Annotated in this window: 15 protein-coding genes and 1 pseudogene; 6 read left to right on the top strand and 10 right to left on the bottom strand. The window is 60.3% G+C overall.

The window, feature by feature from the left end; translation table 11 throughout:
* Positions 1-23: 23 nt before the first annotated feature.
* The 10 genes from livM to HNR59_RS06405 form a co-directional block, all read right to left on the bottom strand.
* A complete protein-coding gene (livM, locus tag HNR59_RS06450) occupies positions 24-1508 on the bottom strand; it encodes a high-affinity branched-chain amino acid ABC transporter permease LivM (RefSeq protein ID WP_246374519.1) in 1485 nt (494 codons plus the stop codon).
* Between the two features lie 8 nt (positions 1509-1516).
* On the bottom strand, positions 1517-2434 hold the full coding sequence (locus HNR59_RS06445) for an ABC transporter permease subunit (RefSeq protein ID WP_183827531.1): 918 nt from the start codon (positions 2432-2434) through the stop codon (positions 1517-1519).
* Between the two features lie 21 nt (positions 2435-2455).
* Entirely contained in the window at positions 2456-3214 is a 759-nt protein-coding gene (locus HNR59_RS06440; protein WP_183827528.1) for an enoyl-CoA hydratase/isomerase family protein, read from the bottom strand.
* Positions 3215-3216: 2 nt separating this feature from the next.
* Complete coding sequence (locus tag HNR59_RS06435; protein WP_183827525.1) at positions 3217-4536, bottom strand: phenylacetate--CoA ligase family protein; 1320 nt, start codon at positions 4534-4536, stop codon at positions 3217-3219.
* A 42-nt stretch (positions 4537-4578) separates the two neighbouring features.
* Positions 4579-4992, bottom strand: coding sequence for a thioesterase family protein (locus tag HNR59_RS06430; RefSeq protein ID WP_183827522.1), 414 nt, complete (start codon positions 4990-4992; stop codon positions 4579-4581).
* A 467-nt stretch (positions 4993-5459) separates the two neighbouring features.
* On the bottom strand, positions 5460-6560 hold the full coding sequence (locus HNR59_RS06425) for a branched-chain amino acid ABC transporter substrate-binding protein (protein WP_183827519.1): 1101 nt from the start codon (positions 6558-6560) through the stop codon (positions 5460-5462).
* A gap of 58 nt (positions 6561-6618) precedes the next feature.
* On the bottom strand, positions 6619-7305 hold the full coding sequence (locus tag HNR59_RS06420) for an HAD family hydrolase (RefSeq protein WP_183827515.1): 687 nt from the start codon (positions 7303-7305) through the stop codon (positions 6619-6621).
* A gap of 95 nt (positions 7306-7400) precedes the next feature.
* Positions 7401-8681 carry a TRAP transporter large permease gene (locus tag HNR59_RS06415; RefSeq protein ID WP_183827512.1) on the bottom strand — a complete coding sequence of 427 codons (1281 nt, stop codon included), beginning with the start codon at positions 8679-8681 and terminating at the stop codon, positions 7401-7403.
* Between the two features lie 4 nt (positions 8682-8685).
* The gene (locus tag HNR59_RS06410; protein WP_183827510.1) at positions 8686-9156 is read right to left on the bottom strand and encodes a TRAP transporter small permease; all 471 of its coding nucleotides are present in this window, start codon (positions 9154-9156) and stop codon (positions 8686-8688) included.
* A gap of 12 nt (positions 9157-9168) precedes the next feature.
* Positions 9169-10158, bottom strand: coding sequence for a TRAP transporter substrate-binding protein (locus HNR59_RS06405; protein WP_183827507.1), 990 nt, complete (start codon positions 10156-10158; stop codon positions 9169-9171).
* A gap of 706 nt (positions 10159-10864) precedes the next feature.
* On the opposite strand from HNR59_RS06405, the pseudogene HNR59_RS20715 reads away from it, so the two are divergent.
* From HNR59_RS20715 to HNR59_RS06380, 6 genes and pseudogenes are all read left to right on the top strand, one after another.
* Positions 10865-11035, top strand: a pseudogene (locus HNR59_RS20715) (LysR family transcriptional regulator); the annotation flags it as partial.
* A gap of 39 nt (positions 11036-11074) precedes the next feature.
* Positions 11075-11809, top strand: a complete 735-nt coding sequence (locus HNR59_RS06400) for a substrate-binding domain-containing protein (RefSeq protein ID WP_246374625.1) — start codon at positions 11075-11077, stop codon at positions 11807-11809.
* Positions 11810-11937: 128 nt separating this feature from the next.
* Entirely contained in the window at positions 11938-12957 is a 1020-nt protein-coding gene (locus HNR59_RS06395; protein WP_183827501.1) for an ABC transporter substrate-binding protein, read from the top strand.
* The gene (locus tag HNR59_RS06390) at positions 12954-13658 is read left to right on the top strand and encodes a cysteine hydrolase family protein (RefSeq protein WP_246374518.1); all 705 of its coding nucleotides are present in this window, start codon (positions 12954-12956) and stop codon (positions 13656-13658) included. The genes HNR59_RS06395 and HNR59_RS06390 overlap by 4 nt, the downstream gene beginning before the upstream one ends.
* Before the next feature lie 29 nt (positions 13659-13687).
* Positions 13688-14080, top strand: a complete 393-nt coding sequence (locus tag HNR59_RS06385; protein WP_183827498.1) for a Rid family hydrolase — start codon at positions 13688-13690, stop codon at positions 14078-14080.
* A gap of 22 nt (positions 14081-14102) precedes the next feature.
* Positions 14103-14879 (top strand): ABC transporter permease, encoded by a 777-nt coding sequence (locus HNR59_RS06380; protein ID WP_183827495.1) that lies wholly within the window; start codon positions 14103-14105, stop codon positions 14877-14879.
* The last annotated feature ends 6 nt before the right edge of the window (positions 14880-14885 follow it).

The following is a 14885-nucleotide window of genomic DNA, read 5'->3' as shown; positions in this document are numbered from 1 at the left end:
ATCGGAAACTTTCAGAAGCGGGCTCACGGTGTTTCCTCCAGCGCTGACAATTTCCTGCGCATACGGTTCTTCACCTGCGCATAGCGCACGGATGGCTCCCGGCCAGCCAGCAGCCCGCCCGGTTTCCAGATCATCACCAGCACCATGGCTGCGCCAAAAACGAGCATCCGGTATTGCTCGACCTCGCGGAAAGCTTCCGGCAGGCCAATGATCAGCAGGGTGGCCAGAAACACGCCCAGCTGGCTGCCCATGCCGCCCAGCACCACGATTGCCAGAACAATGGCGGATTCGATGAAGGTGAAGCTTTCCGGGCTGACATAGCCCTGCCGCGTTGCGAAGAAGGCTCCCGCCATGCCGCCGAAGGCCGCGGAGATCATGAACGCCCAGAGCTTGATGCTGGCCCGGCTGATGCCAACCGCCTGGCAGGCGATCTCATCCTCACGCAAGGCTTCCCATGCCCGGCCGATCGGCATCCGTCGCAGCGTCTTTGCGACGTAGCTGGCCAGAACGGCCAGAGCCAGAACTATGAAATACAAAAACACGATGCGGTGCATGGTTGAGAATTCGAGGCCGAAGAGTTGGTGAAACGCCGTTTCGCCCTCGGATGGATTGCGCTCAAATCCCGCGATGCCGAAGAAGGACGGACGCGGAACGCCGGTCAGCCCATCCGGCCCGCCCGACATTTCCGACCAGTTCAGCAGCACGATGCGGATGATTTCGCCGAAGCCCAGCGTGACGATGGCGAAGTAATCGCCGCGTAGCCGCAACACCGGAAATCCAAGCAGGAAGCCGGCGAAAGCAGCAAGCAGTGCCGCCAGCGGCAGCGCCAGCCAGAAGCTCACATCCAGATGGATGGCAAGCAGCGCATAGGCATAGGCGCCCACCGCGTAAAATGCGACGAAACCCAGATCGAGGAGGCCGGCGAGCCCGACAACGATGTTCAGCCCCCATCCCAAAACCAGATAGGTCAGGATGAGGATCGCCAGATCGAGCCAGTAGCGGTCGGCGAACGGGAAGAAGGGAAAGAGCACGGCGGCGGCAAGGCCAAGCAGCACCAGACCGCGGTTCCGGGACGCGCGTCTGGCAAGGGCTCCCGCCGTCACCGGCTGGCTCGCCGGGGTGAGCAGGGTTCGCATTCTTTCGTTTGCGGCCGCAACCGAGGCGAAGCCGGCTACACTGAGCACAAGTCCGGCCACCAGAAAGGTGGCGAACTGGATTTCCCCGAAGTGCCGCGCATAGCCGATGATCGCGAACACCGACACCAGCGCGGCCAGCCCGACAAGCAGGCTGTGCGCGCCGCGCGCTGAGGGCAGCAGAAGCCGCACCACGAACACGGTGGCAACGATGGTGACGACATCCCACGGCTTGTAGTCGATCCACAGGACGCCGGTTTCATCAGACGTTGTCCGCATCCCAACTATGGCTACGGAGAGAATGAAAGCCCGGATGCTTCCGAAGAAGGCGTCACGCCACGGCAGGCCGCCTTGCTGGTTCCTGATCTCGGTCATGGCCGGCCTCACACTTTCTCGGTTTCGGGGCGGCCGATCAGCCCTGTCGGCCGGACCAGCAGGATGAGGATCAGAAGCGAGAAGGCTGCCACGTCCTTGTAGGCGAAGGACAGATAGGACGACCACAGAGCCTCCACGAGACCGAGTATGATCCCGCCCAGAAACGCGCCTTTGATCGACCCGATTCCTCCCAGAACCGCAGCGGTAAACGCCTTGATGCCGGCAACGAAGCCGACAAAGAAATCGACCACGCCGTAATAGAGGCTGACGAGAACGCCGGCGACGGCTGCGAGGGCCGCGCCCAGAACGAATGTGGTGGCAATGGTGCGATCCACCTGCACGCCGAGATAGGCTGCCATCACCTTGTCCTGAGCGCAGGCTCTCTGCGACCGGCCAAGAGGCGTCTTTGCGACCAGGAAGCCGAATGCGAGCATCACCACGGCGGCCACCCCCATGATCAGGAGCTGGCTGTTGGTAACGGTGACCATGGCGCCGGGACCCCCGTCATAGAGGACATGGCGCTCAGTGATCAGCTGCGGCACGGATTTGACCCGTGCGCCCTGCACCAGAAGAACGAAGTTCTGCAGGAAGATCGACATGCCGATCGCCGAAATCAGCGCGGCGAGGCGGGTGGAGCCGCGCAGCGGCCTATAGGCAACCTTTTCAAGCGTATAACCGTAGACCGAGGTGATCACGATCGAGGCGATCAGCGCCACTGCAATCAGCAGCGGCACGAAGGTTATGCCAAGAGAGCCCAGAACCGTCAGCACGATCACGCCGACGAATGCTCCGATCATATAAATTTCGCCATGCGCGAAATTGATCATGCCCACGATGCCGTAGACCATCGTGTAACCCACTGCGATCAGCCCATAAACGCTGCCGATCGTCAGTCCGTTCAGCACTTGCTGCGCGAAATACTCCATGGTTCCTCCTCCCTTGGCCGGCTAGTTCTTGGTGGGGAAGTTGGAGGACCGCGCTCGCGCTTCCGGCGTTTTGAAGGCCTTGATGGTGATCGTCTCCTCCAGATCCAAGGCGCGTCCGAGCCCGCCCGAAATATCCCGGGTGAGCAGGCGCTTCAGGCGCGAGACCGAAAACGGCGATTTGGCCGCCGCGACGCCGGCGACTTCGAGGGCTTTGGCCATCATGTCCTCGCGCCGGACCACCCAGTTCACCAGCCCGCGATGCAGAAGGGCCTGCGCGGTCTGCCGCTCGCCCAGAACCAGAAGCTCCATTGCCTGCTGGTAGCCGATGGCCTGCGGCAGCAGATGCGTCACCCCGCCCGTGGGGAACTGTCCCCATTCCGTTTCGGGGAAAAACGCCACCAGATCTTCAGAGGCCACGATCAGATCGCAGTTGAGCATCCACTCGAAGCCGCCGCCGACCGCGAAACCATGAACTGCTCCAACGACGAGCTTGTCGCAGAACATAAGGTCACGGGTGATGCGCTGGATCGCCTCGATATGGCGAACCGTTGCCGCATCGCTGGCCGTTTGCAGATCGAACTCCTTGAGATCGTCGCCTGCGCAGAAGGCGCGGCCTTCGCCGCTGAGCACGATGACGCGGATATCCGGATCGGCGGAGACGGCGAACAGCGCATCATGCAGATCCGACGCCAGCGTGGTGGAAATGGCATTGAGCCGATCCGGGCGGTTCAGCGTCACCGTCCCGATATGGCCCTGTTTCCTGAAATCGACGAACGACATGGTCAGATCCTTTCCACCAGCGAAGTCTTGCCGTCTGTGCGGGGCAGGCTTTCAAACGGCACCATCTCGATTGTGGCGCTGGCCCCTACGGTGTCGCGTACCCGCTTTTCCAGTTCGGCGGTGACGCTTGCCCAGTCCTCGCTCGCAAGGCCGGCGGCGGCCTCAGCTTTGATCGCAATGCGGTCATAGGGGCCGGGTCCGGCCAGCATGATCCTGAAATGACCCGAGGCCATGTCACCCGCGGCGGCGATCACCTTGTGTATGGCGGACGGAAAGACGTTCACGCCCCGCACGTTGAACATGTCATCGGTGCGGCCGCTGACGCGAAAGCGGAACGAGGTCCGTCCGCAACTGCAGGGCCCGGTGCCGGTGACGGTGATCACATCGCGGGTGCGATAGCGGATCAGCGGTTGGCATTCCTTTTCCAGATGCGTGCAGACAAGCTCGCCGCTGACGCCTTCCGCTATTTTCAGACGCTGGCCGGAGGCCGGGTCGAGCAGCTCCGCAAACACCACGTCGCTGCTGAGGAAGTGAAGGTCGGTGGTGTGCTCGCACTGGCTGCCCATGGTGCTCATCACCTCGCTCAGCCCAAAATTGGCATTGCGGACCCCGAAACCCCAGACATCCTCCATGGCCTTGCGGAAACCGAGATTATCAAGGCCCGCCTCACCGCCGAACAGCGCCAGCCTGAGGCCGAGATCGCGCGGGGTCAGGCCGTACTCGTCGCGCACGATCCGTTCCAGAAGTGCCGGATAGGACGGGGTGCAGGAAATTGCGGTGATGCCCAGATCACGGATCACCTCGATCAGCTTGCTGGCACCGCCTACGCCATAGGGAAGAACCGTGGCGCCGGTGGCCTCAAGGGTCAGGTGATCCGTGACGCCGCCTGTCCACATCTGATAGTTCAGGCAATGAACCACCCTGTCGGACGGCCGCAGCCCCGATGCCCACATGCCGCGCGCGCCCTGCTGGGCGATGATGTGCGCATCATTGGCGCTGTTGGCCAGAATGAGGGCGCGCCCCGTTGTTCCGGAGGTGCGATGAATACGCACCACGCCCTCGGGCCGGCAGGCAATGTAGTCGCCAAACGGATAGTCGTCCTCCTGAGAGGCGCGCAGCTCCTCCTTGTCGGTCAGTGGCAGGTCCTGAAGACCGTCCAGCGTCAGGCTCTCATTGAGTGCGCTGCCAAGCTTCCTGCCGTAGAAGGCTGAAGCAGAAGCCATATAGGCACGTTGCCGCTCCCATTTGCGCGCCTGCAGGGCCGCCATGTCAGTTTCGGAAAGCGTCTCGACATCGGGGTGGAAATGCGAATTGTCTGTCATGATCCCGCCGTTGATTGATTGGAAATTGTTTGCGCGTGAGGGCTAGCTGCCGGAGACAGACTGATCGGCGCGCGCAAGAATCGCCGCCTCCGAGACGATGGCGCGGGCAATGCGGCCCTTGCCGATAATGCCGGCGGAGTCTTCGGCGACCACCTCGAACCAGAACAGCGGAGAGCGGTTCTCGATAAAGGTTGCGGTTGCCGTGTAACGACCTCCCACGGCGGTCGGCGCCAGATGGCGTACGTCGATATGCGCGCCGACCGAAAGCTGCCCCTCTTCAAGAAGCGGCGTCAGCAGAAGCGCGCAGGCACGTTCGAGATCGGCGATCAGAAAGGGCGTCGCCAGAACGGCAGGGAATTTTTCGGCGGGACCATCGGCAAAACGGTCAGCGGTCATTTCCGCCGTGACAATGTTCTCAAGGCTGGCCTTCTGGCCCAGGGTTAGCTGCTCGGACATTTTGAACTCCTTTTCCTGCCCCTGCTCTGCAAACAGCGGGCCAGTTTTGAAAAGGCGGTTCACTTGAATTCAACATACTGATTTAAAATGGTATTCTCTGAATCATCTTATTGCCGCGCGGTTTTGCCATCATTTCATTACGAGTGAATTCATCCCATACGGAACATTTCGTTCCGTTCATGCGATAGTCACCCGGATGAAAAGCTGAAGAAGACGGCTGCACGGAACGAAAGCGCCCGCTTGCTGCCGGCAATGATACGCAAGATTCTGGATGAAACATTTCCGCTTAAGGTCCGCCTGGCCTCGCCGGGCATCTTGTCGTGGGCAGAGCTGGAAACAGCAATGCCCGGACCAGTCGGGGCCATATCTCAGGCTCACGCTGGTCCGGGCATCCTGCAAAGGGGATATGCGCCTTATACTGTCCGGCACACGTCTTTCAGAAGCCCGGCATTACCGGACGATGCGGTTCAGTCGACGACGGTGATGCTGCCGCCCTGCCATTTATAAAGCCGGTAGAGATTGCGATCGACATCGCCTTTTTCGTTGAACCTGAGATCTCCCACGACTGTCGGCACGGTCACGGCGCGCAATTGTTTCGCCACGGCTTCGGTATCGGTGCTTCCGGCGGCATTTGCCGCATTCGCATAGGCCTGAATTGCCGCATAGATGTAGAGCGTGAAACCGTCGCCGCTCGACCCCATCGCGGTGAGCCGTTCGAGCGCGGGAGCTGCTTCCCTGTTCTCGCGCGCATCGGGGAAGAAGGTCAGAAGCACGCCATCTGCCGCGGCTCCTGCAATCGTTGCGAATTCCTGCGCCTTGATGCCATCGCCGCTGATGAAGGTTCCGGTAAATCCGGCTTCTCTGGCCTGTCGGATCAGCAGCCCGCCTTCGCGATGATAACCGCCGAAATAGATCACGTCCGCCCCATGCGTGACGATGCGGGTGACGAGCGCCGAGTAGTCGTTTTCTCCGGCAGTGATGGAATCCTCGAAGGAGGGGGCGAGGCCGCCCTGCGCGAGATAGGTTTTCGTCTGGTCGACAAGACCTTTGCCGAAGGCTGACTTGTCATGCACCAGAGCAACCTTCCTGTCCTTCCCTTCCGCCAGAATTGCGGCGGCCGCAACCTCTCCCTGCTGGTCGTCACGCCCGACCGTGCGGAAGACGTGGGCCATGCCACGGTCGGTCAGGGCGGAGTTGACGGAAGCTCCTGAAATCATCAGCACCCCTTCCTCGTCATAGACGTCCGAGGCGGCCAGCGAGCTGCCGGAACAGAAGTGCCCGATCACGGCAGTGTAGCCTTGCTGCACATTGCGGTTTGCCACCGAAACGGCCTGTCTCGGGTCACAGGCGTCGTCGGCGAAGTCAACGACGAGCCGCTCTCCCATGATCCCGCCATTCTCGTTGACCTCCGCCGCTGCTGCCTTGCCGGCGCTCTCGACCTGAGGCCAGTAATTGGCAAACTGACCGGACATAGGGCCGACAACGACCAGCCTGGTGTCGGCCTGTGCAACAGGCGCGCAAAGACCCAGCCCCGCAGCGAGTGCTGCGGCTCTCAATAACCACGACATGTTTTCCTCCCGTTTTTTGCCGGCCGCAGCCGGCACCTTGCGTCAGGCGATGGCCGCCTCAGACTGCAAACAGTTCACCCAGCCCCTTAAGATCGCTGAACTCGAAAAGCGGACGTGGCGTGAAGGGCCCGAGCGCCTCGCCGCCGCGATTGATCCACGCGACCTTCATGCCCATCGGCATGGCCCCCTCCAGATCGGCAAACTGAGCCAGGGAGACGTGCAGAATGGACTGCGCCGGCGCCCCAAGCCGCTCGATGGCTTTGCCGAAAATGATAGCCGAAGGCTTGAAGGCTCCCGCATCCTCAGCCGTCAGATACTGGTCGAATTCGGCCCGGAACGGGTTCATCGCGAACAGGCGGTCATCCATGTTGGTGATGGGCATCAGCGGATAGCGTCGTTTCAGAGCGGCAATGACCGCCGGAACCTCAGGATGCGGCTTTGCCTGTGAAGTCATCGTCGAAATCAGCAGTTCCGCGTTTTCGGCGAATTCCGCATCGCTCAGCGAGACGCCGAGCGGCTCCAGAACATCGCGGAGCGCAAGTGCTCCCCATTGCACATAGGGTCGCCAGACGTCGGATCTGTATCTGCGGACCGTCGCGAAATCCCACTTCAGATAAAGCTCCCGCGACGACATGCCGGAAAGGCCTGTCCGTTCCATGACCCTCGCCATTCCGGTCTCGCCGCTGCTGTCGACATCCACCAGCGTCCCCCAGAAATCGAACGTTATCGCTTTGACCCAATCCATTTTTTTGCTCCCGTCCTGGCCAAGTTCAGTGTCAGACAATTCCAGTTCCCCGTTCGCTGTGGATGCGGCGCGCTGGCCTGCATCCGTGGTGTCGGTCAGTCGATAAGTGAAGCCACTCCCGACGATATCGCGGGCGTGAAGGTAACTATAAGCTGCACGATGAGGGACACGCCGATGAAAGGCAGCGTTTCCTTCACCGTTGCCAAGACATTGGCGCGCGCGATGCGGGTGCTGATGAACAGCAGAATGCCCACCGGCGGCGTCACGGCACCGATCATCAGGTTCAGGGAAATGATGATGCCGAAATGGATGGGATCGACGCCCACCGATTGCGCCAGCGGCAGCAGCACGGAAGTGAGGATGATGAGGGCGGGAAACGTGTCCAGGAACATGCCCACGATCAGAAGTATCAGGTTGATGAGCAACAGCACGAACACGGGATCGGTGGTAATGCCGAGTACGGCATCCGCCAGTATGACCGGCACCCGTTCCACGGCCAGTATCCACGCAAGCAGATTGGAAACGCCGATGATGAGCATCGTGTCGGCCATTTCCGATCCAACTCTGAAAGCGCTGGAGGAGAGTTTGGACCATGTCAGGGTCTTGTAAACCAGCGAGCCCAGCACGATCGCCAGCAGCACCGCAAGCGCACTGGCCTCGGTCGGGGTGGTGATGCCGAAGACGATCGCCCCCATGATGATGGCCGGCACGGTAAGCGCAGGCAGGGCGGAAATGCCCGTTTCGGCGATGCGCCGGATGCTCGTGGCTTCTCCCGCCGGATAGCCGCGACGGTAGGAAAGCGTAACCGCCATTGCGAAATGGGCGCAGCTCATCAGAAGTCCCGGCACGATGCCTGCCATGAACAGGCTCGCCACCGAAGTGCCCGACAGAGAGCCATACATGATGAGAACGATGCTTGGCGGAATGATCGGCCCGATGATTGCGGAGATCGCGGTCAGCGCCGCGCTGAATTCCGCAGAATATCCCGCCCTTTTCATCATCGGAATGAGCAGCGAGCCCGTTGCCGAGACATCGGCCGCGCCACTGCCCGTAATGCCTGAAAAGAACATGCTGGACAGTACGTTCACCGCGGCCAGCCCGCCCCGCAGGCGGCCGACAAGAGATTGCGCGAAGGCCACCAGCCTGTCCGTCAGGGTGGCCTGGTTCATGATCTCGCCGGCAAAGGCGAAGAGCGGGATTGCCAGCAACAGGAAGATATCGATGCCCGTGAACAGACGCTGGGCAAACAGCGAGATGGGCAGGCCCTCCATCAGAATGTAGACAACACAGGGAAGACCTATCGCAACGATCAGAGGAACGTTGCGAAACAGCAGGAGCACGAACAGTGCCCCCAGTACGATCAGGCTGAGGGACATGATTTTATCTCGGGGTGTTCGGCAGGAGGATCTTGAGGAGCACGATCAGTGCTCCTCCCACTCCGCAGGCCAGCATCGGTGAGTAGACCAGCCACATGGGCAGGCCGAGGGCGATCGATTTCTGACTGGCTGTGCGGGAAATCAGCGAGAAAGCCGACCACCCGAGCAGGCCGAAGAACAGCAGCGTTGGCGCAAAAGCAATCGCCCGCCCCAGGACACTGCGCGCACGGGAGCGTACGCCGAGTTCAATGGTGGTCAGGCTGTCCTGCTGCAGCAGATACAAGGACCCGATGAAGGTTATCAGAACAAGTATGTATCTGGAGAGCTCCTCGCTCCAGTACAGCGAGGAATTCAGGCCGTATCTGAAGACGACCTGAGCGATGAGGATGAGGGAGAGAAGCGCAACCGGAAGGGCCAGAACCAGATAGACCAGCCCTTGCGCAAGCTGTACAAATTGTTCGCGCCGCGATGTCATGGCTTTGCCCGGCTATTCAGCGATGACAGCCAGCCAAGCATCGACAGGCGCGTCTCCCAGTGTGTCGCGGATTCTGGAGATAACCGGCGGCTGTGCCTGCGCCTTCAGCGCGGCGATCTGGTCGGCCGGCGGTTCCGTGATCTCAACCCCGAGTTCCGCCAGATCCGTCCGTGCCTTCTCCACCGCGGCGTCGACAAGTCCGCGCTGAAAGGAAGTGGCCTCGGCCATCGCATCCGTGATCAGCTTTCTGTCGTCATCGGAGAGGGAGGACCACCAGCTCTCGCTGGCGACCACGGGCATCGCATCATAGATATGATTGGTCAGGGAAACGAATTTCTGAACTTCGAAAAGCTTCTCCTGCGTCACCACGTAGAGCGGATTTTCCTGCCCGTCGATAATGCCGGTCTGAAGGGAGGAATAGACCTGCCCCCAGGACATCGGCGTGGGGTTCGCGCCCATGGCGCGCCAAGCCTCCACATGCAGCGGGGCTTCCATCGTGCGCAGCTTCAGCCCCTGCACGTCAGCGGACGCGGAAATACCTTTCTTCGCGGAGCTGACCTGCCGGAAGCCCTGCTCCCAGATCGACAGGCCATGCAGGCCAATGCGGTCCAGATCCGTGAACAGGATGTCCTGTGCTCCATCGAGCGCCCGTCGTGCGGATTCGCTGTCGCTGAAGCTGAAAGGAATGTCGAGCAGCATGAATTGCGGTGCGAATGCCGACATCACGCCGTTGGAAACGGAGGTGAGATGCATAGCTCCGGTCTGCAGCGATTCCAGAAGCTCTCTTTCATCCCCGAGCTGACCGGAAGGATAGATCTCGACCTTGAGGCGACCCTGTGATTTCTCGTCCACAAGTCTGGCGAAATGGACGAATGCCTCATGCTTGGGATGCGCCTGATTATCGGAGTGGCCCACCTTGATGGTCTGAGCGGAGGCCCCCGTGACGTTAATCAGGGCCAATGCTCCCGCGACAAGCACGGGCAGGAAAAGTCTGAGCTTCATGATTGCAGTCCCCTGTTTTTGTTATGACTTCAGGGAAAGCATGTTCCATACCAATCGCGCGGATCAGGACGGAACCTGATAATGATTTGACTTATAACGTTTTTGTCCGTTTCCGTTTCAATCCCGTTATGCGCAAAACATTTTATCAGGAACATATTGTTCCGGAACATTTCGCTCCACTCCTGGTGCCATGGCCCCGCTTTAGATTCCGCCTGTGTTTATCGCGTCCCAGTCACGACACAAGGAAGGTACGGGCCCATGAAGGCTGTGAGTACTCTCTCACGGCTCAGGGCGGCTTTGCAGAAATGCCTGGGCTTGCTTCAGAACTATGCGAGCTGATGACGCCTTTTGCAGGCACCGGCCAGCAGCCGGCCCGCGCCATCCCCTCCAACAGCACCGTTTCGTCGGAGAGATCATGAGTATTTCCCGGATGTCAGGGCGAAAACGCCGGGCCGGCTACGATCATCGCTCAACGCATGGATTTTCGTCGCTCAGCCGCTGCCGGGCGATGGGCGGCAGGGCAATCCTTCCCGCATCCGCCTGAAAACCTTCGGACGGCAGGGAGTCAGACGCTTGCAGCACACGCAAGCTTGTTTGAGTTTCGACCCCAGCGCTCAAATATCAGCCGATATGGACACAGCTCTTAGGCAAATCGTAAAGCTCCGATATCCTCATAACACCACACATCTACTCGCGAGGCGGTATCATGGAGTTTGTTGCACTTCGCTATTTTCATGAAACTGCGAGATTGGGGTCTGTACGATCCGCAGCGGACACTCTGCATGTCACGCCCTCTTCCATCAGCCGGATGATCGCAAATCTCGAACAGGAATTCGGGGCCCGGCTTTTCGAGCGCATCGCGAAAGGCATGAGGTTGACGGATGCCGGGGTGGTGCTTGCTCGCCAGACACAGCGCATGTTCCGCGATCTCGAACGGGTGCGCGGTGCAATCGACGACCTGCAGGGCCTGAGAAGAGGACAGGTGACGATCTATGGACCGGAGGGGCTGGTGGCAGAATTCATGCCCAAGCTGCTGGCCGAATTCCATGCACGTTACCCTGCCATCGCGTTCAATGTCTATTTTGCATCCACGGACCGCATCGTCGAGGCGGTGATCAACGATGAAACCGACATCGGAATCACGTTCAACGGTCCCTCAAGAACCGACCTGACCACAATTGTGGACTATTCAGAGCCGTTGAAGTGTCTCGTTGCACCCGAAAATCCCTTGGCCACCCGGGAAAAGGTGACACTCCGGGAACTCATAGCATATCCGTTTGCGCTTCCTGAAACCTCGTTCGGCATGCGGCGGCTTATCGACCAGGCCCTTCACAAGGAAAGCCTGACCCCTAACCTTGCGCTCAACACGAACTCTCTCGAACTCGCCAAGCGCATGGCCATGACCGGCGCAGCCATCGCCTTCATGCCCGGCTTCATGGTGATGGATGACGTCGCTGCCGGCCGTCTGGTTTCGATTGCCGTCGATACGCCGGTCCTTTCCGAATCCCGGGTCAGCGTCTGCATCCACCGGGATCGCGAAATTTCTTTCGCGGCGCAGGAACTACTTCGCTTTTTGCAGTCCCGTTTCGGCCTTCTGTCATCATCGGCCGGCGCGCCAGGTGTTGCGTTTGGCGCAACACAGCGGAGCTGAAATAGCACTTTTAAACGCGCAGCCGGATGTTACCGTAAGCGTGGGTGATGCAAAACAACAAGTCGGCGAAAGACCGGCACGGGAACCGCATCCTCTTCGACATCGACAGATCTCAATGGGAGACTTGCATGAACAGCATGATCCTCGACCGTCGCGCGTTCGTCGCGGGGATGGCCGCCACAACAGGTGCACTGGCGTTGGGCATGCCGTCACCTAGCCGTGCGGCAACGCCGGTGACAATTTCAGAAGCGATCCATCTCGGCTTCTACATCCCCGTCTATGTCGCAATGCGAAAAGGCCTTTTCGAGAAGCATGGCATCACGCCGACCCTGACAACGGCGGGCGGCATAGCGCAGCCTGTACCGGCAATCCTCTCGCGTCAGGCGCAGTTCGCGGTAACGGGAACCGGCATGTCCGTCAACGCCACCGTAGAAGGCGCTCAGATGGTCAACATTGCAAAGATCGCCGGGCAGATTTCCGTCTGGGTCGTCGCAAAACCGGGCCTGAAATTCACTTCCGTCGAGGATTTCAAGGGCAAGACGGTCGCCACGCTCCAGTTTCCGTCCAACACCTTCACCACGCCAACCTATGCCATGAAGGCGATTGGCGGCTTCGACCCGGAAGCGGAAGGCGTGAAGATCCTGCAACTGCCATTCGGAGCGCAGCTTCAGGCCGTCGCCGACGGACGCGCGGATGTCGCGACGGTGTTTGAGTGGGATGCCAGCATCGGCGAAACCCAGTTCGGTCTGGAAACGGTCTTCTCTCTCGGCCAGGCACTGGGGCCTGCCTGCTTCGCCAGCAGCTTCGTCACGCGGGACTATCTGGAGCAGAACCCGGAGACCGTGCAGGCCTACTGCAACGCCCTCGCGGAAGCCCAGAAACTGCTGCATGAGGATGAGGCCGTATTCGGGGAAATCTCGGCAGTGGAGTTTCCCCAGCTGGACCCGGCTGTGTTCAAGGCTGCGCGCGGACGCATGTTCGGCGACGTATCGCTGGTGCCGCGCAACCCCACAATCTCGGAGCTGGAATGGAACACACTCGTAAAGCACGAGAGCGTGGCGGGCACGCTGCGCGGCGAACGTCCCTATTCCGAGATGGTCGATAACAGCTTCGCGCAGAAGGCTACAGAGGAGTTTGGCCTGAAATGACCATCCATATGCGCGCCGAGGGACATCTGAAACTGCCCGAGGCCAGGCCCGACGGCATCAGGTTCGATCCGGCGAAGTCCGCGCTCGTCGTTGTCGACATGCAGAATGCCTATGCCTCACAGGGCGGCTATCTCGACATAGCCGGGTTCGATCTTACCGGCGTAGAAGGCGTCATCGCGCGCATCTCCGGACTGGTGAGGGAGGTGCGCGAGGCTGGCATGCAGATCGTTTTTCTGCAGAACGGCTGGGACGCAGACTATAAGGAGGCCGGCGGCCCGCTGGCCGCCAACCAGTTCAAGTCGAATGCCTTGCGCGTGATGCGCGAGCGGCCCGAACTCGAAGGTCAGCTTCTGTCCAAGGGCGGCTGGGACTACGCGCTCGTCGATGCGCTCAGCCCTGCGGAGACGGATATCGTCGTTCCCAAATCGCGCTACAGCGGTTTCGTCGGAACACCGCTCGACTCCATCCTGAGAAGCCGGGGCATCCGACATCTCTTCGTGGTCGGCGTCGCGACCAATGTATGCGTCGAGACCACGATCCGTGATGCGTTCGGGCTGGAATATCATGCCGTGATGGTGACGGACTGCTGCCACCAGGCGGGTCCCCGTTATGTCCACGACGCCACGATCTTCAATGTCGAGACATTCTTCGGGTGGACGATCACCTCGGACGATCTGGGCACAGCACTCCAGCAACGCTGAAACCGCATCTTGCGCGAAGGGAACCTTCCATGTTCACCCCCATCATCCCGGCCGGAGCCTCCAAACCAATCGCCCCATATGTTCATGGCAGCAAGGTAGGCGCCGCGCTCTACGTCGCGGGCACGCTCGCTATAGACGACAATGGCGGCAGTCTGCATGCCGGCGATATCCGCGCCCAGACGCGCTACGTCATCGAGCAGGTGATCGGTGTCGTCAAGGCTGCGGGCGGATCGATCGACAACATCGTCTACAATGCCATCATCCTGAAACGCCGCGAGGACTACGCTGCGTTCAACGAGGTTTACGCCGAGTTCTTCGGCAAGAATCCACCAGCCCGCTACTGCATCATCGCGGAACTGGTGCGCGACGAATTCCTCGTCGAACTGGTGTCGACCGCTCATATCCCGTCGTCGGGAGGCTGACATGGCGCAGGTGGAGACATCGATGACGCGACCCGCAGCGCGGACCCGCAAGACAAACCCTGCACTCAGGATTCAGTTTTACCGGCTCCTGCTGCTGGCGGTCATTCTCGGGGCGTGGGAACTGGGCGTCAGGACGGGTTTTCTGGAACCTTACATCTATGGCGTTCCTTCCGGCATCGCGACGGCGTTTTACGCACAGCTCATGGACGGCTCGCTTCTGCGTCACTTCTGGGTGACGGGACAGGAAGTGGTGCTTGGCTTCGTCATCGGCAGCACGCTCGGGACGGGATGCGGGCTTCTTCTGTGGTTGTCGCCATTGTGGGCGAAAATCCTGCACCCCTACATCATCGCGCTGAACGGCGTGCCGAAGATCGCACTCGCACCGCTCATCATCGTGTGGTTCGGTCTGGGAATGGAATCGAAGATCGCCATCGCCGCGATCATCACCTTCATCGTCGCCTTCCTGCAGGCTCACAAGGGCACGCAGCAGATCGACAGCGATCTCATTCGCCTGATGCAGTCGCTGGGAGCAAAGCCCTTTCAGGTGTTCCGCACGATCGTGGTGCCCGGCAGCCTGCCGTGGATCGTTTCAGCACTGCGCCTGAATGTCGGCTTCGCGCTGATCGGCGCGGTCGTGGGCGAGTATATCTCGGCCGAGGAAGGCCTCGGCCATCACGTCTACTATTCCGGCCAGCTCTATAACCTGAACAGCGTGTGGGTCGGCATCTTCGCTCTGATGATCATGGCTCTGCTGCTTGAGGTGGTGGTGTCCTGGATCGAAAAGAAACTTCAGTGGTGAGCTTTC

This window comes from Aquamicrobium lusatiense, assembly GCF_014201615.1.
Taxonomy (GTDB): Bacteria; Pseudomonadota; Alphaproteobacteria; order Rhizobiales; family Rhizobiaceae; genus Mesorhizobium; species Mesorhizobium lusatiense.
Note: the sequence above shows the minus strand (reverse complement) of the source record. Positions and strands in the feature narration are given on the sequence as shown.

Bases quoted from the DNA above. Each gene is read 5' to 3' on its own strand.
- HNR59_RS06385 (WP_183827498.1), top strand. From the start codon at position 13,688: ATGTTCACCCCCATCATCCCGGCCGGAGCCTCCAAACCAATCGCCCCA.
- HNR59_RS06430 (WP_183827522.1), bottom strand. From the start codon at position 4,992: ATGTCCGAGCAGCTAACCCTGGGCCAGAAGGCCAGCCTTGAGAACATT.
- HNR59_RS06420 (WP_183827515.1), bottom strand. From the start codon at position 7,305: ATGGATTGGGTCAAAGCGATAACGTTCGATTTCTGGGGGACGCTGGTG.
- livM (WP_246374519.1), bottom strand. From the start codon at position 1,508: ATGACCGAGATCAGGAACCAGCAAGGCGGCCTGCCGTGGCGTGACGCC.
- HNR59_RS06380 (WP_183827495.1), top strand. From the start codon at position 14,103: ATGACGCGACCCGCAGCGCGGACCCGCAAGACAAACCCTGCACTCAGG.
- HNR59_RS06435 (WP_183827525.1), bottom strand. From the start codon at position 4,536: ATGACAGACAATTCGCATTTCCACCCCGATGTCGAGACGCTTTCCGAA.
- HNR59_RS06425 (WP_183827519.1), bottom strand. From the start codon at position 6,560: ATGTCGTGGTTATTGAGAGCCGCAGCACTCGCTGCGGGGCTGGGTCTT.
- HNR59_RS06400 (WP_246374625.1), top strand. From the start codon at position 11,075: ATGTTCCGCGATCTCGAACGGGTGCGCGGTGCAATCGACGACCTGCAG.
- HNR59_RS06405 (WP_183827507.1), bottom strand. From the start codon at position 10,158: ATGAAGCTCAGACTTTTCCTGCCCGTGCTTGTCGCGGGAGCATTGGCC.
- HNR59_RS06440 (WP_183827528.1), bottom strand. From the start codon at position 3,214: ATGTCGTTCGTCGATTTCAGGAAACAGGGCCATATCGGGACGGTGACG.
- HNR59_RS06410 (WP_183827510.1), bottom strand. From the start codon at position 9,156: ATGACATCGCGGCGCGAACAATTTGTACAGCTTGCGCAAGGGCTGGTC.
- HNR59_RS06390 (WP_246374518.1), top strand. From the start codon at position 12,954: ATGACCATCCATATGCGCGCCGAGGGACATCTGAAACTGCCCGAGGCC.
- HNR59_RS06445 (WP_183827531.1), bottom strand. From the start codon at position 2,434: ATGGAGTATTTCGCGCAGCAAGTGCTGAACGGACTGACGATCGGCAGC.
- HNR59_RS06415 (WP_183827512.1), bottom strand. From the start codon at position 8,681: ATGTCCCTCAGCCTGATCGTACTGGGGGCACTGTTCGTGCTCCTGCTG.
- HNR59_RS06395 (WP_183827501.1), top strand. From the start codon at position 11,938: ATGAACAGCATGATCCTCGACCGTCGCGCGTTCGTCGCGGGGATGGCC.